Below are 21,848 nucleotides of genomic sequence, written 5' to 3' on the forward strand. Positions count from 1 at the left end.
GGAGGATGGCCCGGGGCGAGTCTAGCTGATTCGCGAGCCCGACCTGCGGTCAGCTGGCGCGGCGACACCCCGGGATTTCCCGGGGCTCAGCGGCCCGGCGCTGCAGGTCCCCTACGCAACGTCGCTGCCTTCGGCAGCCGCGGCACAATAGTCGCGCCAGAACCGGCGGTAAGCCGCTTCGACCTCGCGCGTGTAGATTTCGACATTGCCGGCGGGGGACGCGGCGATCCGGGCCGGCAACTCCGCGCGCAACTTCGCCAGATGCGCCGGCTGCGCCGCATATTTGCAGGCGATCGCAGCATAGCCCTCGTCATCCGCGGCGACCCAGTCGTCGAGACCGACAGCAGCCACGATCGAACCGCCGGCACGCGATGAGGCGCCGTTGCCGAGCTTGGCCACGACCGGAACACCCGCATAGAGCGATTCCCAAGTGCTGACGCCGCCGTTTTGCGGGAACGTGTCGAGCGATATGTCGACCTTCGCAAACGCCCGCAGGTGCTCGTGGCGCGGGGACGAGCCCAGGCAGGTGACATTGTCCTCGGCAATGCCCTGCGCCACGAACCGTGCGACCAAATTGTCGCGCAGCATGGGATCGTCAAGCAGGGTATGCTTGATGATGATCCTCGAACCCGTCACCTCGCGCATCACTTTCGACCACACCCGGATGGCCTCGTCCGAGATCTTGTAGATGCGATTGAATACGCCGAAGGTGACATAACCGTTGCGGAGCATGGGAGGCTCCGAAGGCGGCACATCCAGGATGGGATCGATCGTGATCAGGCACGGCAGGTCGTAGACTTTTTCAGCCAGCAGATGACGCGCCGATTGCGGAATGAAGATGGGATCTGCGAGCACGTGGTCCATGGTCTGAAGGCCAGTGCCTGTAGCATGGCCAAACCCCGAGACTTGGATCGGGGCCGGCTTGCGAGCGAAAACATGCAGCCTGTTGCCGGTCGTGTGCCCGGACACGTCGATCAGGATGTCGACCTTGTCGGCCTGAATGCGATCGGCCAGTTCGTCATCTGAAAGCTGCCAGGCGTCGACCCAGACGTCCGCCATCGACTTGAACTCGTCCGTTATCTCATCTTGTAACGGCGAACACGAATAGCAGACGATCTCGAACCTGGCGTGATCATGATGGCGCAGCACCGGCAACAGAGCGAACGCTGCCGAGTGGTTCCTGAATTCGGAAGCGACATATCCGATCAAGATCCGCTTGTCCGGATCGAGCGTGCGGGGCGCCAACGCCCTTGGCGGCAACTTCGAGCCGATTGCGTCCCACCACTGCTTTCGTGCGGCCTGCTGGACTGCAAAATCGGCGTCGGGGAGATAATCCAGAAAGAATATCTTGCGCCCGATCAAGTCCGCATAATCCGGCGCAATTGCCAGCCCCGCATCGAGATGTTCGAGCGCCGTCACGATGTCACCCTGGCTCGCATAGCAGGAAGCGAGGAGCGCAATTCCGATGTCGGACCGCGGATTTTCCTCCAGCAAGGTCTTGACCGCCGCAATCGCCCCGGCCGTGTTGCCCTTGAGAATGTTGACTTGCGCCTTTCCCTGCAAGGCCACTTCGAGCCTCGGTGAAAGCGCCAGCGCCGCATCGAAATCCGCAAGCGCCTGCTCCAGCCGCGACAGATCGAGATTGAGCCGTCCGCGCTGCGCCAGAATCTTCGGCGAATCCGGCTTGATCGCGAGCCCTGCCGCGATAGCTGCGGCCGCCTCTCCATAGTGCCGGAGCTCGATGCACACCATGCCCTTGCCCGCGACTGCTTCCGCGTGACGCGGCTGAAACGCGAGGGCGCGGTCGAAACTCTCCTTGGCGCGCTGGAACTGGCCTTCGATCAGCTCCGCCATGCCACGATTGCAAAATGCATCGGCATAGTCCGGCTTCAGCCTGATAGCGCGATCGTGCAGCTCGATAGCCTGCTCGGCGAGGCCCATGTGCAGCAGCGTATTGCCGAGATTGGTCAAGGCGATCGGAGAATTCGGCTTCAGCGCAATGGCCCTCTCCTGGCATGCGCGAGCGTCCTGAAACTTCTGGAGATTGAAATACACTGCCCCGAGATTGCCATGGGCATCGGGCGAACGCGGATCGAGCACGGTCGCGCGCTCGAGCAGTTGTTGCGCCTCCTCGAGCCGCCCACAATCATACGCGCGCAGGCCGAGCAGGTGCGCGGCGTCGAAATGATCCGGAACCTCCGTCAGAATCCGACGGCAGAGTGTCTCGACCTCCGCATATCTGCCCTGCCCGAGTGCCTGAACCGCGGCGGACATGACCGCGTCCGCCTGCTTCTTCAACTTCTTTTGCAATCGCGCGTTCTGGAATGCGCGCGCGCCGGCGCTGCTCTGCAAAGTCTCTCTCCGGAGTATGGCCCGAAAAGAGGCTGGCCGATTCGCATGGTGCCAAGCTGGCGGGGCGGTTAGACCAGCGACGTCACCCGGATTGCAGGTGCTCAGCGCAGGATCTGGCTCAGGAACAGTTTTGTGCGGGCGTGCTGCGGGGCCGCGAAGAACTCCTTGGGCGTATTGACTTCGATGATCTGGCCCGCGTCCATGAACACGACGCGGTTGGCGACCTCGCGGGCAAAGCCCATCTCGTGGGTGACCACCAGCATGGTCATACCCTCCTCGGCGAGGTCGACCATGGTGTCCAGCACCTCCTTGACCATTTCGGGGTCGAGCGCCGAGGTCGGCTCGTCGAACAGCATCACCTTCGGGTTCATCGTCAGCGCGCGGGCGATCGCGACGCGCTGCTGCTGACCGCCGGACATCTGTCCCGGAAACTTGTTGGCCTGGTGCGGAATCTTGACCCGCTCCAGAAACTTCATCGCCGCGGCCTCGGCGTCCTTCTTGGGGATGTTGCGCACCCAGATCGGCGCCAGCGTGCAATTGTCCAGCACGGACAGGTGCGGAAACAGGTTGAAACTCTGGAACACCATGCCGACTTCGCGCCGCACCGCATCGACGTGCTTCAGGTTCGGCCCGAGCTCGATGCCGTCAACGACGATCTCGCCTTCCTGAAACTCCTCGAGCGCGTTGATACAGCGGATCAGCGTCGACTTGCCCGAGCCGGATGGGCCGCAGATCACGATGCGCTCGCCCTTCTCAACCGCAAGGTCGATGTCGCGCAGCACGTGAAACTCGCCGTACCATTTGTTCAGGCCGGAAATCTTGACGATGGGGTCGGACATGGTGACCTCGATCAGTTGCGCCGGTGAGCGTTGAGGCGATGCTCGACGAAGAGCGAGTAGCGCGACATTCCAAAGCAGAAGATGAAGTAGATGATCCCGGCGAAGGCGAACCCGGTGAACGCGGTCGACGGCGACGACCATTTCGGATCCGAGAACGACGCCCGCAGCGAGCCCAAGAGATCGAACAGCGCCACGATCGAGACCAGCGAAGTGTCCTTGAACAGCGAGATGAAGCTGTTGACGAGATTCGGAATGACGTGGCGCAGCGCCTGCGGCAGCACGATCAGCGATGTCGTCTTCCACCAGGACAGCCCCAATGCAGCGGCCGCCTCGCCCTGCCCGCGCGGGATCGCAGCCAGCCCGCCGCGGACGTTCTCGGCCTGATAGGCGCCCGTAAACAGCGAAATTCCAATCAGCGCACGCACCAACCCGTCGACCGTGAAATTGCCCGGCAGAAACAGCGGCAGCATGTAGGTGGCGAAGAACAGCACGGTGATCAGCGGCACCCCGCGCCAGAACTCGATGAAGGCGATCGAGAAGATCCGGATCAGCGGAATGGTCGAGCGGCGGCCAAGCGCCAGCGCAATGCCGATCGGCAGCGAGGTGACGATGCCGGTGACGGAGACCACCAGCGTCACCAGAAGTCCGCCCCAAAGGTTCGTCTGCACGATCGGCAGTCCGCCGTGGTCGAGCCCCATCAGCTTGATCACGATTGCGATGGCGACGAAGGTGGCGATGCTGGATGTCAGGGCCCGTCCCCCGGTGCGGATGCCGCCGCCGAGAACGAAGGCGATCAGGGAGACGATCGCGGCCGTGATGGCGAAATCGGTCCAGACCGACTGGCCTGTCCCCTGCAGCTGGTCTCGCAGCCAGGTCAGCGGAAAGATCAGCCAGTAGATCGCGGTCCCCCCGAGCACGATGACATTGCCGACGACCCACAACAGCGGAGCGGCAGACGACGTCTTGCCGAGACTGAGCAGAGCCTGCCCGGCGCCGATGATGCTGTCGTCGAATAATTGCAGCAGGTCAGCGGTCCAGCTCAGGCCAAATCCCTTGATGCCGCCGCCATGCAGCAGAAAGAATGCGACCACCGGAAACGCAAAGAAGAACAGACCCGCGTTCAATCCTTTCGACGGCAGCCGCGGAATGAGCAACGGCACCAGCAGGACCACCGACAGCACGAGCGTGAGGTTGACCCGCCAGCGCTCGGCTTCGGGGTAGAAGCCGTAGATCAGTTGCGGCAGCTTGGCCTGGATGTAGGGCCAGCAGGCCCCAACCGCAAAGCCGGTGTTCTCGGCGAGGCAGGCCGTGCGATCCTTGCCGGTCCAGACTGCATCGATCATCAGGAATCTGACGGAAGGGATGATGGTGAACCATAGCAGCAAGGCGCCGACGATCGTGAGCAGGATGTTGGTCGGCGAGTTGAACAGGCGCGTCCGCACCAGGCCGATGAAGCCCGTGGTCTTCACCGGCGCGGGACGCTCACCGAGAAGATCCTGGCGAACGAAGCTGGACGAGGTGATATCGCTCATGCGCCGAGACTCCGGCTGACGCGCCAACCGTAGACGCTCATGACGGCGCTGGTGATCAGCGAGATCAGGAGATAGACGCCCATCGTCATGGCGATGATCTCGATGGCCTGCCCGGTCTGGCTCAGCGACGTGCCGGCGAACACGGAGACGAGGTCAGGATAGCCGATCGCGACGGCCAGCGACGAATTCTTGGTGAGATTGAGGTACTGGTTGGTCAGCGGCGGAACGATCACGCGCATCGCCTGTGGCACGACGACCAGGCGGAGCGTAGTGCCGCGGCTCAGTCCCAGCGACGATCCCGCCTCCATCTGTCCGCTGTGAACGGAGAGGATGCCCGCGCGCACGATCTCGGCGATGAAGGCAGCCGTATAGGTCGATAAGGCCAACGTGAGCGCCACAAACTCCGGGATGATCCGCGAGCCGCCGGCAAAATTGAAGCCCTTGAGCTGTGGCAGCTCGAAGCTGAAGGGCAGACCCGCTACCAGCATGGTGATGAGCGGCAGTCCGAACAGCAGGCCCAGCACATAGGGCCAGATCCGGATCATCTGCCCCCGCTGGAACAGCGCCTGGCGCGCATGGATGCGCAGCGCCAGCGAAGCCACGATGCCGAGCGCCAGCACGGCAAGAAACGCCTCGAAGCCGCTCTCGCCGATCGGGCGGGGAATGACGAGACCGCGATTGCTGACGAAGGCGATGCCGAGCAGCGAAATGCTCTGTCGTGGATTGGGCAAGGCCGCGAGCACCGCCAGGTACCAGAACAGGATCTGGAACAGCAGCGGCAGGTTGCGGATGATCTCGACATAGATCTCGCCGACGCGCGCGAGCAGCCAGTTGGGAGACAGCCGGCACAGTGCGACGATAAAGCCGATCACGGTGGCAAACACGATGCCCACCACCGAGACCACGAGCGTATTGAGGAGCCCGACAAGGAACACGCGCAGGAACGTGTCCGAGCCGGTATACGAGATCAGCGTCTGATTGACGTCGAAACCGGCGTTGTTCGCGAGGAAACCGAAGCCGGCGGCAATGTGCTGGTTCTCGAGGTTGGCGCGGGCGTTGGAGACGATTTCATAGGCAATCCAGCCCAGGACCGCAGCGAAGGCAAACTGGACGGCGATGCCGTTCCAGCCTGTCTTGCCCCCCAGCACGCGCCTGATCTTCAGCGCGATCTGGGGCGGGGGTTTGCGAGCCTCGATGCTCATCGCCGCGAGCGCGGGTCAGGCGGGGTCAGCGGATCGGCGGCGCGTACTGGAGACCGCCCTTGTTCCAGAGATTGTTGAGACCCCGACTGATACCAAGCGGCGAGCCCGCGCCGACGTTGCGGTCGAACACTTCGCCGTAATTGCCGACGGCCTTCACGATGCGCACCACCCAGTCCTTGCTCAGGCCGAGCTGTTCACCAAAATTGCCGTCGGTGCCGAGGACGCGCTTCAGCTCCGGATTTTCCTGTTTCGTCTTCTCGTCGACGTTCTTCGCGGTCACCCCCAGCTCTTCGGTGGTGACCAGCGCAAACAGCGTCCATTTCACGATGTCGAACCACTGGTCGTCGCCGTGGCGCACCATTGGTCCGAGCGGCTCCTTCGAGATGATTTCCGGGAGCACCATGTGATCGCCGGGATTGGCGAGTTTCAGGCGGTTGGCGTACAGCCCCGACTGGTCGGTGGTGAAGACGTCGCAGCGCCCGGCCTCGTAGGCCTTGACCGTTTCGTCGTTGGTGCCGAACGCGATCACCTCGTACTTCATGTTGTTGGCCTTGAAGTAGTCGGCGAGATTCTGCTCGGTCGTGGTGCCGGTCTGGACACAGACCGAGGCGCTGTTGAGCTCGAGCGCCGAGTTCACCTTGAGCGACTTCTTCACCATGAAGCCCTGCCCGTCATAGTAGGTCACGCCGGTGAAGTTGGCGCCAAGCGACGTATCGCGCGAGATGGTCCAGGTGGTGTTGCGCGACAGCACGTCGACTTCGCCGGATTGCAGCGCCGTGAAGCGGTCCTTGGCGGACAGCGGCACGTATTTGACCTTGGTCGGATCGTTGAAGATCGCCCCGGCGATCGCGCGGCAGACGTCGACGTCAAGCCCGGTCCAGTTGCCCTTGTCGTCCGGCGAGGAGAAGCCGGGCAGGCCCTGACTGACGCCGCAGGACAGCATGCCCCGGTCCTTGACGGTCTTGAGCGTTTGCGCATCGGCGGCTTGGGCAGTCAGGCCGGCGGCGAGTGCGAGAGTGAGAGCCAGGGTTACGCGTTTCATGGGCTTTGGGCCTTTCAAAGTCGTCTCAAGGTCAGGAGCGTTGTCTTTGCGATCGTCTCTGCCAGGGCTAGCCATATCAAGACTAGCCCTGCAAGAGTCATGCTGGAAAACCTTGCCGATCACCCGCCGATCCCGGGAGGCCCTACCTTAATCCCCGCCGAAAGCGCCCGCCGTTACGGCTGTGGCGCATGGTCCGGTCAAGCGATGGATCGAAGGTCGCGGCAGGCCCCTCAACATGCAGCGACTGAATAGCACTGCGATAACAGAACGACTGGCGTGCCGGGTCAAGGGGTTGACGGGACTCTTCTGTGTTCTGTTATTAACGACAGCGGCCTTTCGGCCAGCCCGCGGGCGCAGGGCGCCTACTGGAAACGCGCTTTTGAAAGCAGACGCATGGATTCCTCACACCCCTCCGAGCAGCACGCCGAAACCCGGCTGGTCACCTCCGGCCGCGACACCAAGGCGCAGAAGGGGTTCGTCAACCCGCCCGTCTTCCACGGCTCGACCGTGCTCTATCCGACCGCCGAGGACCTGCACGCCCATCGCGGCGAGTTCCAGTACGGCCGGCACGGCACGCCGACGACCCGTGCGTTCCAGGACACCCTGATGGCGCTGGAGGGGCCGCAATGCGCCGGCGTCGGCATCGTGCCGTCGGGCCTGTCGGCGATCTCGACCACCCTGCTCTCGGTGCTTAAGGCCGGCGACCACATCCTGGTCTGCGACAACGTCTATCGGCCCTCGCGCAATTTCTGCAACGGCATGCTCACCCGCTACGGCGTCGAGACCACCTACTTCGATCCGATGATCGGCGCCGGCATCGACAAGCTTTTCAAGCCCAACACAGGCGCGGTGCTGGTCGAAGCGCCCGGCTCGCAGTCGTTCGAGATGCCCGACATCCGCGCCATCGCCGAGGTCGCGCATGCGCGCGGCGCGCTCGTCATCGACGACAACACTTGGGCGACGCCGCTCTATCACCGTTCGCTCGAACAGGGCGTCGACATCAGCATGCAGGCCGCCACCAAATATATCGGCGGCCATTCCGACATCATGTTCGGCACCATCTCGGCCAATGCCAAGGCCTGGCCTCAGATCGCCGAAGGCATCCGCTTGCTCGGCGTCTGCGCCGGTCCCGATGACGTCTTCCTGGCGCTGCGTGGCCTGCGTACGCTGTCGGTGCGGCTGGCGCACCATCATCGCTCCGGCCTCGACATGGCGCGCTGGCTTGCGAGCCGTCCCGAGGTCGCGCGTGTGCTGCATCCGGCGCTCGAGACCGATCCAGGCCATGCGATCTGGAGGCGCGACTTCACGGGCGCGTCGGGCCTGTTCAGCATCGTCTTGAAGCCGGCGCCGCAGAAGGCGGTCGACACCATGCTCGATACGCTAAAGCTGTTCGGCATGGGCTTCTCCTGGGGCGGCTTCGAGAGCCTGGTGATTCCCTTCGATTGCGACGCCTATCGCACCGCGACCAAGTGGGCACCGGGCGGGCCTACCTTGCGTCTGCACATCGGTCTCGAGAGCACCGACGATCTCAAGGCGGATCTTGATCGCGGCTTCGCTGCCCTCAAGGCAGCAATGTGAGCCTGCTCACAAGGCATCGCGCCTCGGGACGCGGCAATCGCGCGCCGGCGGACGCGCCAACGCGCGCCGCGGGAACGTGCAGCTGCCGCAAACGTTAACGCCGACGCGCCAACAAATGGTTTGAACCTCAAGCATTTGGCGCTAGCCTCACCAATCGACTCTCATCCGGACACGGAGCATGGGAACGTTGGTACTGCTCGATCTGATGGGCGGCGTGGCGCTGTTGCTGTGGGGCCTGCACATGGTCCACAGCGGGATTCTGCGCGCCTTTGGCCCGGACCTGCGACGGCTGCTCGGCAAGGCGCTTGGCAACCGCTTCAACGCGTTTGCCGCCGGCCTCGGGCTGACGGCGCTGCTCCAGAGCAGCACGGCGACCGCGCTGCTCACGAGCTCGTTCGCAGCCGAGGGCCTGCTCAGCCTGGTCACCGCGCTTGCCATCATGCTCGGCGCCAATGTCGGCACGACGTTGATCGTGCAGGTGCTGTCGTTCAATATCGCCGCCGTTGCGCCGGTCCTGTTCGTGCTTGGACTGGTCGCCTTCCGCGCGGGTCCGCGCTCGCGGATCAAGGACGTCGGCCGTGTCTTGATCGGTCTCGGACTGATGCTGCTGTCGCTGCACATCCTGCTCGACACGCTGGCGCCAGCCGAGAACGCACCGGGCGTTCGCCTCGTGATGTCCTCCATCACGGGCGATCCCGTTCTGTGCATCGTGATTGCGGCGCTCGTCACCTGGGCGGTGCATTCGAGCGTCGCCAGCGTGCTGCTGATCATGTCACTCGCCTATTCGCAGTTCATCTCGCCTTACGCCGCGCTCGCACTGGTGCTTGGCGCCAATCTCGGCAGCGCCATCAATCCCGTATTCGAAGGCGCCAAGCGTGACGATCCCGCCAGCTATCGCCTGCCGGTGGGCAATCTCGTCAACCGCGTGATCGGGATCGCGCTGATGCTGCCTTTCCTGGGCCCGATCGCCGAGCACATGCACGCCTGGCAGCCGGATCTCGCCAGGATGACGGCGGCGTTTCATATCGCCTTCAACGTCGGTACGGCCGTGATCTTCATCGGCCTGCTCGACACCATGTCGCGCCTGTTGACCCGGCTCCTGCCCGATCGTGTTCAGGAGGCCGATCCGGCCCGGCCGCGCTATCTCGACGAGACCGCGCTGGAATCGCCGTCGCTGGCGCTGGCCGATGCCGGCCGCGAAACCCTGCGCATGGGCGATCTGGTCGAGATCATGCTGCGCAAGGTGATGGCGGCGATGATGAGCGGCGACCGCGCGCTGGTCGACCAGGTCTCGAAGATGGACAACATCGTCGACGGCCTCGACGAAGCCATCAAGCTCTACGTGACCAAACTCATGCGGGGCAGCCTCGACGAGAGCGAGGGCCGGCGCGCCATGGAGATCATCTCCTTCGCCATCAATCTGGAACATATCGGCGACATCATCGACAAGAGCCTGAGCGAGCTCGCGACCAAGAAGATCAAGCGCCGATTCCAGTTCTCGCCCGAGGGCGCCGAGGAGCTCGCCGCCTTCCACAAGCGCACGATGGATTCGCTGCGCATCGCCTTTGGCGTCTTCATGTCGGGCGACGCCAACGAGGCACGCAAGCTGCTGGTGGAGAAGACGGCGCTGCGCAACACCGAGCTTGCCGCCGTCGAGCGCCACCTCGATCGCCTCCGCGAGGGCCGTCCCGAGACCATCGAGACCACGTCGCTGCATCTCGACGTGCTGCGGGACCTGCGCCGCATCCACTCGCATATCTGCTCGGTCGCCTATCCCGTGCTCGACGCGGCCGGCGAGCCCCATCGCAGGCACGAGGCGGATGCGGCCGCCCTGCCCGCGACAGACGCAGCGTCGGCGCTGCCGCGCTAGCGTGGATCAGCGCTCCAGCGTCTTCGAGGCGCGGCCGCGGTTCTTCACGATCAGCATGATGTTGCGGATATAGATGATGGTCGCCAGCGACTGACCGAGGATGATGACGGGCTCACGCTTGACGACCCCATAGACCAGCGTCATCAGCCCGCCGCCCATGGAGCAGAACCAGAACGCCATCGGCACCACGCTATTGCCGGCGCGCTCGCTCGCGATCCACTGCACCAAAAAGCGCGCTGTGAAGAACAGCTGCGCGACGAGGCCGAACGCTAGCCAAAAATCGAACTTGGCGACGAAAACGTCGTAGAAATAGTTGCTCAGCGCCTGACCGTATTGGATGATCATGCCTTCACCTCAGTCACATCCGGCGTCGGCTTCTTGCGGCGGATCAGCCACCACACGCCCACGAGATCCATGATGCCGATCCACAGCCGGTCGAAGAAACCGTAATTGGACACGCCGGAATGTCGCGGCCGGTCGATCACGTCGACATAGGCGATTTCAAAACCCTCGCGGCGCACCAGCGCCGGCAGGAAGCGATGCAGCCCGTCGAAATAGGGCATCATCAGGAACACCTCGCGCCGGAACGCCTTCAACCCGCAGCCAGTGTCGCGCGTACCGTCCTTCAGGATCGCGTTGCGGACGCCGTTGGCGACGCGCGACTGGAACTTCTTGAAGCCGGTATCCTTGCGGCCGACGCGTTGTCCGGCGGCAAGTCCGACCTTGCTTCCGTTCTCGATCGCCGCGATCAGGTCCGGCAGGAAAGCCGGATTGTTCTGGCCGTCGCCGTCGAGCGTCGCCACGATCGCGCCGCGTGCCGCACGGACGCCGCTGCGCACGGCCGCGGATTGGCCGCCTGATTTGGCATGGCGCAACTGGCGCAGATTGTCCCGCTGCTTCATGACCGCGCCGAGCCGTTCGCCGGTCGCGTCCGTCGAACCGTCATTGACGTAGATGATCTCATAGGCCCAGCGGCCGTCGAGCGCCGCGCCGATCTCCTCGATCAGCGGCACGATGTTGTCGGCTTCGTTGCGCACGGGAACGACGATGGAAACCGAGGGCTGGAAAACCGAAGGCTGGGGCGACGACAAATCGAAAGCTCGTGGTTGGAATTGGCTTGGCTCGGGAACCGAGGGTCCCGGCAGGCAGCCGCTTTTATGGGGCGGATGCCCCGTGGGCAACCCTTTTGAGGCGGGCCGAGACCGCCCCCGCAAGAGGCACAATGGTGCCGTCGGCACGGATGGCAAAGCCGAGCCTACGGGCCGCGAACCAGTAGCGCACCGCCAAGGCTCCCACCATGCCGACCAGGGCGCCGGCCACGACGTCACTCGGGTGATGCGCGAGCAGCACCAGTCGCGTCAGCAGGATCACGATCGCGTAAGTGAACATGAACACGCGCAGGCGCGGCCACAACGCAGAGACCGCAAACGCGAGCGCGAACGCCGTCACCGCATGACCCGACGGCAGGCTGGCATAGGCCCCCGTCCCCTCGAACGGGATGAAGTTGAACGGATTGGCCTTGCCGCCGACGAACGGACGTCCTCGACCGATGAGATATTTCAGGATCTCAGCGACGAATATGGGCACGGCAACAGACAGAAACATGAACTGCAGCCGCGTGCCGAGGCCGAGCAGCAACGCGCGGCTTGTGCCGTGCAATCCCGCCGCAACGAGCACCAGCACCACCAGCACGCCCCCGAGCACCGAGAGCACATACTCGTCCTTGCCGAAATCGGTGAGGATGCGGATCGGCCACAGGCCCGGTGTGCCACGCGCCGGCATCAGCTGAATCTCGGTCAGGTCGAACGCGACCATCAGCGCGATGACCAAGGCTGCACCCGCCGCACTGAGCCACAGCGAATGCCGCGCCAGCTTTCGCGCGGCCTCGGCGCGGCGCGAATGCGAGGGCGAGCGCACGAGCTGCGCCAGGGCGCGCCCCGACAGCGTGAGCAATTGCGCGGGATAGCTCGCGCGCGGCGCGATGTCGGTTGGTGCCGACATCCTACTCGGTACCTTCCGAGCGGAAGATCGAGATCGAGATCGCGCGCCCTTGCGAGAAATTGTAGCCCTCGATGCGCGTGCCAACCTTGTAGCGCAGTCCGATCGCCTCGGCGCGCTGCACGAAGCCGCGCTCTGAGCGCTGCTCGATCAGCGCGAAACGGCAGCTCCCCTGCCGCAGGAAATCCGCCGCGCCCGAACCGTCGGTGAGCAACGTCTGTGTACCCGTCAGGAAGACGAGGCTCGGCTCGTGATAGCCGGCCGCGGCCGCCTTCGGCCCGACGCAGGTGACGTTGCGAAGCGCGCGTGCGATCTCGATGCTCGGAAACAACGGCGTCAGCGACGGCAGCACGATGCCGTAGACCGTCACCGCGAGCATCAGGGCTGCGACCAGCGCGTTGAGCAGCGAGCGCTCGGCGTGGTTGTTGTCGTGAAGCCACCAGGCGAACAGGCCGAAGATCAGCGAGGCCGCGATGAACGGCCAGGCGACGAAAGCAGGCTGCCGCGTCAGCATCACCGCGCCGACGACCGCGATGATCGAGCCGCCAACGGGGATCGCGAACCACCAGGCCGAGCCGCGCATCAACCAGGACCACGACAGCACGCGCCGCTCGAGCGCGCCCGCGGTGAGGATCGCGATCGCGGGGTACAGCGGCAGCACGTAGTGCGGCAGCTTGGTCAGCACCACCTCGAATACGATCCAGGACGGGACCAGCCAGGCCAGCAGGAACTGCGCGCCGGGCTCGCGCCGCGCGCGCCAGACCGCGGGCGCCGCCATCGCCGCGAGCGGCGCGCCGGGCCAGAACGTGATCCAGAACAGGGCCAGGTACAATCCGGGCGGCGCGCCGTGGGATTCCTGCGCGCCCAACTTGCTCAGCATGTCGCCGCCGACGGAATCGGCGAAGAAGGCATCGCCCGCGCGCCAGAAGATCGCGACGAACCAGGGCAGCACCAGCACCAGCATCCACATCAGGCCCCAGAGCGGGCGCAGCTTCCACAGCCAGGAGGCATCGCGGTCCTGGATCGCGAGCGCGACGATGGTCAGACCTGCGAACATCAGGATCAGCGGGCCCTTGATCAGGATGCCGACAGCGAGCGCCGTCCAGAAGATCGCAGGCCAACTCCAGGGCGGATGGGTCTCGTCCTCGGCGCGCTGCCACGACAGATACGCCCGCGCCATCGCGCCCATCGCAGCGGTCACGCAGAACAGCAGCATCGCGTCGGTCTTGGCGAGCCGCGCCTCGACCCCGAGCAGTACGGAGGCACACATCAGAAGTGCCGCAAGCACCGCGGCGCGCCGCGTGACGAAGCCGAGCGCCGCCCAATAGGTCATGAGCACGGCACCGATGGCGCCGATCAGCGAGGGCAGCCGGTAAACCCAGATCCGCAATTCGGCCCGCGGCAGACCGAGCGCCGATGCCGTCTCGACCGCGGCCGATTGCAGCCAATAGATGCCGACCGGCTTCTTGTAGCGGACGTCCTCCTGGAAGCGGATATCGACATAATCGCCACTCTCGACCATCTGCTTGGTGGCCTGCGCAAAGCGGGCCTCGTCGCGGTCAACCGGCGGAATTGTGAAGAAGCCCGGCAGGAATAACAGCAGCGCGCACAGCAGCAGGAAGGCGACCGCGCGGACGTGGCTGGCCGTGGCGATGTCGAACATGGACACGAGCCGGCTGCCCGGATTCACCGGGGATTTCGGCTCGCGAGGAGCTCCAAAACGGGGTGCTGGGTAGGTCTCGGCCATCGGTTCCGCTTACGCTGAAACCGCCATCGCCACAACCGCTTGCGGCAGGATCACTGAATTCGAATGACAACTGTGTCCGCGGCGCCCGTGGCATCGATGACCGTCAGCCGCGCAAAGCCCGGACCGGGCGGATCGATCAGCCGCTGGCGCCGTCCGTCGATCTCGCCCTGCGCCGTTCCGTTAACCATGACGGTCATGGGCAGAACGCCGCCGGCGACCTTGACCGGCATGGCTGCGCCACCTTCGCCACCTGAGCGATCGACATCGATCCGCGAGCCGTTCAGCGGAAACTGGATGTGCAGGGCCTGTTCGCCCCCGGTTCGCACTAGGTCTCCGACCGGGCGGAACCGCCTCAGCGGCAACGGCAGCTTGGCGTTACTGGCAACGAGAGTTCCTTTCGGCGGCTTAGGCAACGGGAGGAGCGTCTTTCCGGTCCGGGCGAAGGCGTCGAACAGAATGGGCGCGGCGGCGACGCGCCCAATCAGGCCCGGAACCGGCGCACCGTCGGGCCGACCGACCCAGACGCCGATGGTCATGCGCCCGTCGAAGCCCATCGACCATGCGTCGCGGTAGCCATAGGAGGTGCCGGTCTTGAAAGCGATGCGGTTGTGAGCCGCGTTCTCCGGCGGCGGGGTGCCGAGCAGCACATTACCCACTTGCCAGGCCGCGACCTGATCGAGCAGCCGCAGCGGCTCGCGGTCGTCCCGGTCGCTCATGATCTCGCGCAGTGGCCTGGTGGTGCCGAGCCGGGCGAAGCCAGCATAGAGCTGGGCGAGGTCCTGCAGCGTCACGCCGACGCCGCCAAGGCCCATGGCAAGTCCCGGCGCCTCGTCTTTGGGCAGAACCAGATTGCCACCGGCCTGGCGCAGCCTCGAGGCAAGCCGGCTCGCGCCGACGCGGTCGAGCAGCACGATCGCGGGCACGTTCAGCGACAGCTGCAGCGCCTTCTTCACCGGCACGGTGCCCTGGAACGTCATGTCGAAATTTTCCGGCGCGTAGGAGCCGAAGCGGACTGGACGGTCGTCGATCAAACTGTCGGGGTGAACGAAGCCATCCTCGAAAGCGAGCCCATAGATGAACGGTTTCAGCGTCGAGCCCGGCGAGCGGACCGCGCGGGTCATGTCGACCTGCCCTGCCCGGCGCTCGTCAAAATAATCCGCCGAGCCGACGCGTGCGAGCACGTCGCCGCTCTCATTGTCGACGACGATGATGCCGACCGAGATGTTCGGCCCCAACGAAATGGCGCGATCTCGCGCCAGCGGCTCCAGCACCTTTTGCAGGTTGGCATCGAGCGTCAGCCTGATGACGAGCGCGTCCTTGACCGTCGCGAGCGCCGCATCGGAGGCGTGCGGCGCCAAGATCGGCATCGGCTTGCGCAGTTTCGGCACGGGAACGGCTTTGGCCTGCTTGGCATCGTCGAGGCTGATCTGATGCTCCTCGACCATGCGGTCGAGCACGCGGTCACGCGCTTTGCGCGCTGCATCGGGATGGCGATCGAGCCTGCGGGTCTCCGGCGATTGCGGCAGCGCGACCAGCAACGCCGCTTCAGCCAGCAACAATCGCTTCGGCTCCTTGCCGAGATAGGCGATCGAAGCGGCCCGAATGCCTTCGAGGTTGCCGCCGTAGGGCGCGAGCGCCAGATAGAGGTCGAGGATCTGCTCCTTGCTCAAGCTGCGCTCGATCTCGATCGCTCGCACCATCTGCCGCAGCTTTGCATAGAGCGAGCGCTGCCGCCGCGGCTCCATCAGCCGCGCGAGCTGCATCGAGATGGTCGAGCCGCCCGAGACGATGTGGCCGCGCGTCCCAAGCTGAAACGCAGCGCGCCCCAGTGCCAGCGGGTCGATGCCGTCATGTGCGTAAAAGCGCTGGTCCTCATAGGCGAGCAGCAGCTTCAGATAGGTCGGATCGACGTTCGTTTTTGTCTCGACCGGCAGCCGCCAGCGCCCGTCCGCCATCGCATAGGCACGCAGCAGCTTGCCGTTGCGATCGACGATGGTGGTGGAAACCTGGCGGGCTTCGTCGAAAGGCAGCGGACCGAGGGAGTAAACCCACGCGACGAAGCCGACGATGGTGAGGATGAGGGCGAGAGCTAGCGCGGAGAGGACATTCAGGCCCCTGTCCTTTGCTCCGTCATGGCCGGGCTTGTCCCGGCCATCCACGTTCTTGCCGACGGCACCACAGTTCGTGGATGCCCGGGACATCTGCGCGAAGACGCGCTTCGCGCTTTTGCCCGGGCATGACGACTGAGTATGTGGCTCGGCTTTCATCTCACTCACTTGGCCGCCCGCACCTCGACCGTGCCGGTCCCGGTGCGGCCGTAGCGCGAGGGATTGTACATGTCCTCGACATAGGCCTGCGGCAGCACGTATTTGCCGGGCGAGACGACACGCACGACATAGGCCACCGTGAAGACCGCCTTGGAATCCGAGGCGCGGTCGACGGCCGCCGTGAAGCGGTCGTCGCGGAACTCGGTATCCTCGGGCTCTTCGCCATCCTCGATCCAGCCCAGCGTGCCGCTGTCGCCCGACGATACCAGTTTTGGATTGTCGATCTCCAGACCGGCCGGCAGATAGTCGGACACCATGATGTGGCCGTACTCGGGCTTGGCCTCGGTGATCTTCAGCACCACGGCGAAGCGGTCGTTCTGCTTGACCTTGCTGATGTCGGCAGGCTTGCCGTCGAGCGTGAAGAAACTGCGCTCGATCTTGAAGCCGTTCGATGCCGCAGGCTCCGGCGTCACCGGCGAACCCGACACCGAGACCACCGCCTGCACCGGCGCATCGCCGGTGTTGGTGATCTTCAGCGGCTTGCCCTCCAGTGTCGCGGCCTTGTAGCTGCGGTAGAGCGCGGTCTTGACCGGCTGGCCGTCCACCTCCATCGACAGGTTCTCCTTGGCGAGCGCGCGTGCCGCCAGCACCAGCCACGCATTCTCCTGCGTGGAGGTGTAGGGCGTCAGCCCGCGCGCGGTCTCGACCCGCGACACCGCCTGCGTCAGCGTTGCCTTCGGCGCATTGCCTTCACTGGCAAGCGACACCAGCGCTGCGGCATCGCGGAGCTGCGAGCCGTAGTCGGTGCGTCCGAACTCCAGAACAGGTTTTGGCGCGAGACTGTCGAGCGCGGCGCCATAGACCCGCTCCGCGCGATTGCGGTCACCGACCAACGCGAGCGCCGCGGCGAGCTGCGATTTCGCAATGGGAGTTGCGAGGTTGCTCAGCTTGGTGTCGGCGAGATAGCGGAGGTCACCGATCGGCGCCGCGCCATTGCGCGCCAGCACATAGAGGCCGTAGGCGAGATCGCGGCCGCCGTCCTTCTCCGGCTCGTTGCCGTTGACGACCGAGTTGCGGATACGATCCAGCGCGGTCTTGAACAGCACATCCGGGACCACAAAGCCCTTTTCGCGGGCGCGGGTCAGGAAGTCCGTCACGTACGCGTCGAGCCAGGCGTCGTCACCGCCTGCCGACCACAGGCCGAACGAGCCGTTCGAGCCCTGGCGCGCCAGGAGCCGCTCGATGGCGTCGCGGATGCGCTGGTCGACTTCAGTGTCCATGGCCAGATGCGCGCCGGCCGCGAGATCGTTGACATAGAGCAACGGCATCGCGCGGCTGGTGATCTGCTCCGAACAGCCATAGGGATAGCGGTCGAGCGCTTTAAGGATCGTCGCCGCATCGAGCGCAGTCGACAGGCTGGCCGAGACCGAGACGCTGCCGGTACCCGGCACGAGATCGGCGAACATATCCGAGGTCAACGTCAGGCTCTCACCCTTCGCGAGCGTCCGGATCGAGCGCCGCGCCAGGACTTGCGTCGCCGCCTTGACGTCGAGCGCATAGTGGCGCGCCAGCGCCAGGCCATTCGGCCCCCTGATGTCGACGTCGAGCGTCGCCTGCCCCGCCGCCGTCGCGTCGATGGCGAGCGAGAAGGAGTTGCGCTGCTTGGCGGCGAGCTTGACCGTGGTTGCGGGATTGCCGGTCATCTTTACCGGGCCGCCGGTCTTCACGTTGATGACGTAATCGCCGGCCAGCCCTTCGACATTGTCGATCTCGAGATTGGCCGTGCCGTGGTCGCCGTTGAGCAGGAAGCGCGGCAGGGTCGTGGTCAGCACCACGGGATCGCGGATCACTACGTCCGTGTTGGCGCGACCGAGCTTGGTCGCGGTCCACGCCACCGCCATCACGCGCGCGGTGCCGGCGAACTCCGGAATATCGAAGCTCACTTCCGCCGTGCCGTCGGCAGCGACGGTGACGATGCCCGAATAGAGCGCGAGCGGCTTTTGCGCGGGCGGCGAGCCCTGGAGCTCGGCGGCACCGGCGTCGCCCCCGGACTTGATCTGCCCGCGCGTGCCCGACATGCCGTCGATGAGTTGCCCATAGAGGTCGCGGATCTCCGCGCTCAGGCGGCGCTGGCCGAGATAGTAGTCGTCCGGTGCCGGTGGCTTGTAATTGGTGAGGTTGAGGATGCCGACATCGACCGCAGCGATCACGATCTTGGCGTCTTCGCCCGGATTGAGCCCGTCAAGCTTGACCGGGATCTTCAACATTGCATTCGGCCGGATCAGTGCCGGCGGCGTCAGCTTCACCTGCAATGTGCGGGTCTGCTTGTCGATGCCGAACCATTTCAGTCCGATCGCACGGCCCGGCATGCGTTGCGCGGCCGCATCGAGCGGCCGGCGCAGCGTCGCGACCACATAGGCGCCGGTGCCCCAGTCCTTGCCGACCGGGAGCTTCACCTGCGCGGTGCCTTCCTTGACGTCGATGGTCTGCGTCGTCAGCAGGCGATCGCCGAGCACGTTGACGGTCAGCTTGCCGGCGCTGCGGACGTTGACCGACACGGTCATCGTGTCGCCCGAGGCGTATTGCGGCTTGTCGATCGAGGTCTCCAGGAGGTCCGGCGTGTCGGCGCTGCCGTCGGAATACCAGCCGACGTCGAACTGCACCGAGGTCACGGGGCCGTCGGCGTCGTTCGACTTCACGTCCAACCGGTAGCGGCCGGGCTTTGGGGTCAGCGAAATTCGCGACGGCTTGTCCGCGGCGACGGTCACGTCGCCGTCAGAGACGCGCGAGGTCGATTTGACCGGCTCGTACTCCCAGTAATTGCTCTGGCGATACCATTGGTAGCGCGACTCCATCTTCAGGAGCTCGTAGCGCAGGCCGTCGCGGCGAAGCCTCTCACCCTCAGGCGAGACGAACACGACATCGAACTCGGCCTTGTCGCCCTCGGCGACGTTCTTGTCGCCGAAGAGCGGCTTGATGCCGATCATGGCGGCAGCAGGCGCGACCGGCAGCACGATCTTGCGTTCGACGGCGCGGCCGCCGGTCTCGACCATGCGGACGAAGATCTGCGCCTCCTGCGGCCGCGTCGAGGCCGGCTGCTTGTCGAGCGTGACCGGGAAGGTCGCAACGCCGTTGGCGTCAGCTTCCGGCAGGTTCTCCAGCGGCGTGCGCTCGTTCGAGGAGGTCTCCTCGTCGGCGACGCCGAACTGGTAACCGGCGAAGCCCGGCCGCTCGGACGCGGGCGCGACCAGCATGTCGCCTTCGAGCGCCAGACCCGAGGCCGGCGCTCCATAGAGGAAATGACCGTCCGCCTTAAGCTCCACTGGAGCGTTAGCTTTGATCAGCTTGTCCTTGGCAGACAAGTCGAATTCGATCCGGTCAGGGACGTAGTCCTCAACCATGAAAGTGGTCTCGCCGACCGAAGACCCCTTCGGATCGGTGAAGGCGCGCACCCGCCAGGTCCCGGTTGGGACGGCCGGGTTGAGCGGCACGGACAAGGTGCGCCCGCCGGCGCCCTGGTCGGACAGCACGGCGCGGCGGTATTCGACGCCGTCGGGACGCTCGATCACCAGAGTCATCGGCCCGCCGGTGACGGCATTGCCCTGCCCGTCGCGCAACAGGGCGGTGAGATAGACGGTCTCGCTGGAGCGGTAGACGCCGCGCTCGGCATAGACGAAGGCATCGGCGCCCGCAGGCACCACGCGACCCGCAACGCCACGGTCGGACAGGTCGAAGGCCGAAGATTTGAGGCTGAGGAAGGCATAGTCGGCCTTCTCGCCGGTCACGGTGAGCATCGCCGGCGACAGGCCGCCCTCGCCGCGCGCAAGCCCCGCCTCGAACAGCAAATGGCCGCTCTCATCGGTCTTGCGGGTGGCCAAGATCTCGTTGTTGCGCGCGACCAGCCGCACCTCGGCTTTGCCGACCGGATCGGTCGAGGCCAGCGAATTCACGAAGACATGGATGCCGTCATTGCCGGAATAGGCCGTGACGCCGAGATCGGAGACGATGAACCATTGCGTGGCGAGCTGGTAGTCGTCGTCCGAGCCCGGGCCCTTCGCCGCGGCCGTCATGACATAGACGCCGGGCTGGAGCTCGCCGAGCGCCTGATCGACCGGGAATGCGGTAGTGACGTCCTGGTTCAGCGTCATCGCGGTCGCGAGCTCGCCGGTCCAGACTTTCACGCCGCGCTCGCCGCCGAGATCGCTGAGCTGGTATTTCGACAGCGTCTTCTGGAAATCGCTATCGACCACCGAGTTGATCAAATTGCGGTCGCCGATCCGGAATACGTTGATGTTGACGGCTGGCGTGTTGACGCTGACGACGGGAATGCCGCGCTGGCCGGTCCTCGGCAGCACATAGGCGCGACTGGTGAAGCGCACGAAGGGCTTGCGGTCGCGCACATAGACGTTGAACTCGGCCGACTTCGGCAGGCCTTCCTTCACGGTGGACGGCAGGCCGGCGCGCAAATTGATGTTGTAGCGCTCGCCGTGCTTCAGCCCGTCGACGCAGAGCTGCTTGCCCTCGGCCAACAGGGCAGGCTTGTCCTGGCCCGCCAACGCGAGGTACGGCGCGAAATCGGTGCGTTTTGCCAGCTCCTCCGAGAACTGGAAGCAGGCGCGCGGGCTGGCGGAGTCCGAGTCCACAGTGTAGTCGAGCAGCCGGAAACCGTGCTCGTCGCGCATCTTCTCATATTGGCCGCGGACGTCGGCGACCTCCTGCATGTCGAGCGACAGCCGCAGCGCATCCAGCGCCGGCCGCCACAGCTTGCGTTCGGATAGCGACTTGCCGAGCACCGCGAGCGCATCGGCCTCCTCGCCCGCATTACCGGCGCGCTGGTAAGCGATGTAGGCGGCAGTCGAGGCGCGCTCCAGCAGGAACGTCTGCTCGCTCGAGCTCTTCGGCGATATCTGGAAGATGACTTTCGCCAGGCGCAGCCAGTTGCCGGCGTCCTCCGGCGTGGTCGCCGCGATCTGGCCGAGCACCGACAGGCCGGTGCGGTAGTCGTTGCGCCGGAAGGCAGCATCGGCGTCGGTGCGCAAGCTCGCGGCAGCCTTGGCGACCGGCCCCGCCTCGCCCTTGATCTGCGCCTCCAGCTTGATCGCGGAATCGGCGAGGTCGTCCCGCTTGAAGGCTTTGTCGGCGGCCTGCGCTACGCTAAGGCCGAACGCCAGCGTGGCGCAGAGTGTGACGGCGCGAACAAGACCGATCATGGATGGACTCCCGGAAATCGCGGACGAACGCCGCTTGTCGCATGAAATGCGCGGAAAGGTGACGGACTCAAGGCGATGGAACCAAAGCTGCAAACCGTCGCATTCGCCATGACAAGGCACGCCCAGAGGAGACCGATCAAGCTACCGCCGCGCACGCCGTCCTGATGGCGCAGCAATACCCGACCAGTCGTCCGGCGGCCGTGTCCCGGAA

General features: G+C 65.1%; 13 protein-coding genes. 2 read left to right on the forward strand and 11 right to left on the reverse strand.

Translation table 11 applies throughout. The features are described 5' to 3' along the window. Positions 1–111 precede the first annotated feature (111 nt). The 5 genes from ABIB66_RS37705 to ABIB66_RS37725 all read right to left on the reverse strand — a co-directional run bounded on the left by ABIB66_RS37705 (position 112) and on the right by ABIB66_RS37725 (position 6,967). The gene (locus ABIB66_RS37705) at positions 112–2,352 is read right to left on the reverse strand and encodes a tetratricopeptide repeat protein (protein ID WP_354258360.1); all 2,241 of its coding nucleotides are present in this window, start codon (positions 2,350–2,352) and stop codon (positions 112–114) included. A gap of 101 nt (positions 2,353–2,453) precedes the next feature. Further along, positions 2,454–3,191 (reverse strand): amino acid ABC transporter ATP-binding protein, encoded by a 738-nt coding sequence (locus ABIB66_RS37710; protein WP_354258363.1) that lies wholly within the window; start codon positions 3,189–3,191, stop codon positions 2,454–2,456. An 11-nt stretch (positions 3,192–3,202) separates the two neighbouring features. Further along, complete coding sequence (locus tag ABIB66_RS37715) at positions 3,203–4,723, reverse strand: amino acid ABC transporter permease (protein ID WP_354258366.1); 1,521 nt, start codon at positions 4,721–4,723, stop codon at positions 3,203–3,205. Then, on the reverse strand, positions 4,720–5,925 hold the full coding sequence (locus ABIB66_RS37720) for an amino acid ABC transporter permease (protein ID WP_275172615.1): 1,206 nt from the start codon (positions 5,923–5,925) through the stop codon (positions 4,720–4,722). Before ABIB66_RS37720 ends, ABIB66_RS37715 begins: the two co-directional genes overlap by 4 nt. 25 nt (positions 5,926–5,950) lie before the next feature. Next, positions 5,951–6,967, reverse strand: a complete 1,017-nt coding sequence (locus ABIB66_RS37725) for an amino acid ABC transporter substrate-binding protein (protein WP_354054481.1) — start codon at positions 6,965–6,967, stop codon at positions 5,951–5,953. Positions 6,968–7,360: 393 nt separating this feature from the next. Here ABIB66_RS37725 and metC point away from each other — a divergent pair, with 393 nt between their 5' ends. Beyond that, positions 7,361–8,545 (forward strand): cystathionine beta-lyase, encoded by a 1,185-nt coding sequence (metC, locus tag ABIB66_RS37730; protein WP_354210347.1) that lies wholly within the window; start codon positions 7,361–7,363, stop codon positions 8,543–8,545. Positions 8,546–8,723: 178 nt separating this feature from the next. Further along, positions 8,724–10,415, forward strand: a complete 1,692-nt coding sequence (locus ABIB66_RS37735; RefSeq protein WP_354210348.1) for a Na/Pi cotransporter family protein — start codon at positions 8,724–8,726, stop codon at positions 10,413–10,415. A 6-nt stretch (positions 10,416–10,421) separates the two neighbouring features. Here ABIB66_RS37735 and ABIB66_RS37740 read toward each other — a convergent pair whose 3' ends face one another. From ABIB66_RS37740 to ABIB66_RS37765, 6 genes are all read right to left on the reverse strand, one after another. Continuing rightward, complete coding sequence (locus tag ABIB66_RS37740) at positions 10,422–10,760, reverse strand: lipid-A-disaccharide synthase N-terminal domain-containing protein (RefSeq protein ID WP_275172619.1); 339 nt, start codon at positions 10,758–10,760, stop codon at positions 10,422–10,424. After that, positions 10,757–11,506: a glycosyltransferase family 2 protein gene (locus ABIB66_RS37745; protein ID WP_354258370.1), complete on the reverse strand. Its 750-nt coding sequence runs from the start codon at positions 11,504–11,506 to the stop codon at positions 10,757–10,759. The genes ABIB66_RS37740 and ABIB66_RS37745 overlap by 4 nt, the downstream gene beginning before the upstream one ends. Before the next feature lie 64 nt (positions 11,507–11,570). Beyond that, positions 11,571–12,416, reverse strand: coding sequence for a phosphatase PAP2 family protein (locus ABIB66_RS37750; protein WP_354258373.1), 846 nt, complete (start codon positions 12,414–12,416; stop codon positions 11,571–11,573). A gap of 1 nt (position 12,417) precedes the next feature. Beyond that, positions 12,418–14,160 (reverse strand): ArnT family glycosyltransferase, encoded by a 1,743-nt coding sequence (locus ABIB66_RS37755; protein ID WP_354054490.1) that lies wholly within the window; start codon positions 14,158–14,160, stop codon positions 12,418–12,420. Between the two features lie 50 nt (positions 14,161–14,210). After that, positions 14,211–16,319, reverse strand: coding sequence for a penicillin-binding protein 1C (gene pbpC / locus ABIB66_RS37760; protein WP_502917404.1), 2,109 nt, complete (start codon positions 16,317–16,319; stop codon positions 14,211–14,213). Positions 16,320–16,432: 113 nt separating this feature from the next. Beyond that, positions 16,433–21,637 carry an alpha-2-macroglobulin family protein gene (locus ABIB66_RS37765; protein ID WP_354258376.1) on the reverse strand — a complete coding sequence of 1,735 codons (5,205 nt, stop codon included), beginning with the start codon at positions 21,635–21,637 and terminating at the stop codon, positions 16,433–16,435. Positions 21,638–21,848 lie beyond the last annotated feature (211 nt).

It is taken from the genome of Bradyrhizobium sp. F1.13.3 (assembly GCF_040548265.1).
Classification (GTDB): domain Bacteria; phylum Pseudomonadota; class Alphaproteobacteria; order Rhizobiales; family Xanthobacteraceae; genus Bradyrhizobium.

Coding starts and splice junctions, on each gene's coding strand:
- ABIB66_RS37750 (WP_354258373.1), bottom strand. CDS start 12,416: ATGTCGGCACCAACCGACATCGCGCCGCGCGCGAGCTATCCCGCGCAA.
- ABIB66_RS37710 (WP_354258363.1), bottom strand. CDS start 3,191: ATGTCCGACCCCATCGTCAAGATTTCCGGCCTGAACAAATGGTACGGC.
- ABIB66_RS37755 (WP_354054490.1), bottom strand. CDS start 14,160: ATGGCCGAGACCTACCCAGCACCCCGTTTTGGAGCTCCTCGCGAGCCG.
- ABIB66_RS37720 (WP_275172615.1), bottom strand. CDS start 5,925: ATGAGCATCGAGGCTCGCAAACCCCCGCCCCAGATCGCGCTGAAGATC.
- ABIB66_RS37740 (WP_275172619.1), bottom strand. CDS start 10,760: ATGATCATCCAATACGGTCAGGCGCTGAGCAACTATTTCTACGACGTT.
- metC (WP_354210347.1), top strand. CDS start 7,361: ATGGATTCCTCACACCCCTCCGAGCAGCACGCCGAAACCCGGCTGGTC.
- ABIB66_RS37715 (WP_354258366.1), bottom strand. CDS start 4,723: ATGAGCGATATCACCTCGTCCAGCTTCGTTCGCCAGGATCTTCTCGGT.
- ABIB66_RS37725 (WP_354054481.1), bottom strand. CDS start 6,967: ATGAAACGCGTAACCCTGGCTCTCACTCTCGCACTCGCCGCCGGCCTG.
- ABIB66_RS37765 (WP_354258376.1), bottom strand. CDS start 21,637: ATGATCGGTCTTGTTCGCGCCGTCACACTCTGCGCCACGCTGGCGTTC.
- ABIB66_RS37735 (WP_354210348.1), top strand. CDS start 8,724: ATGGGAACGTTGGTACTGCTCGATCTGATGGGCGGCGTGGCGCTGTTG.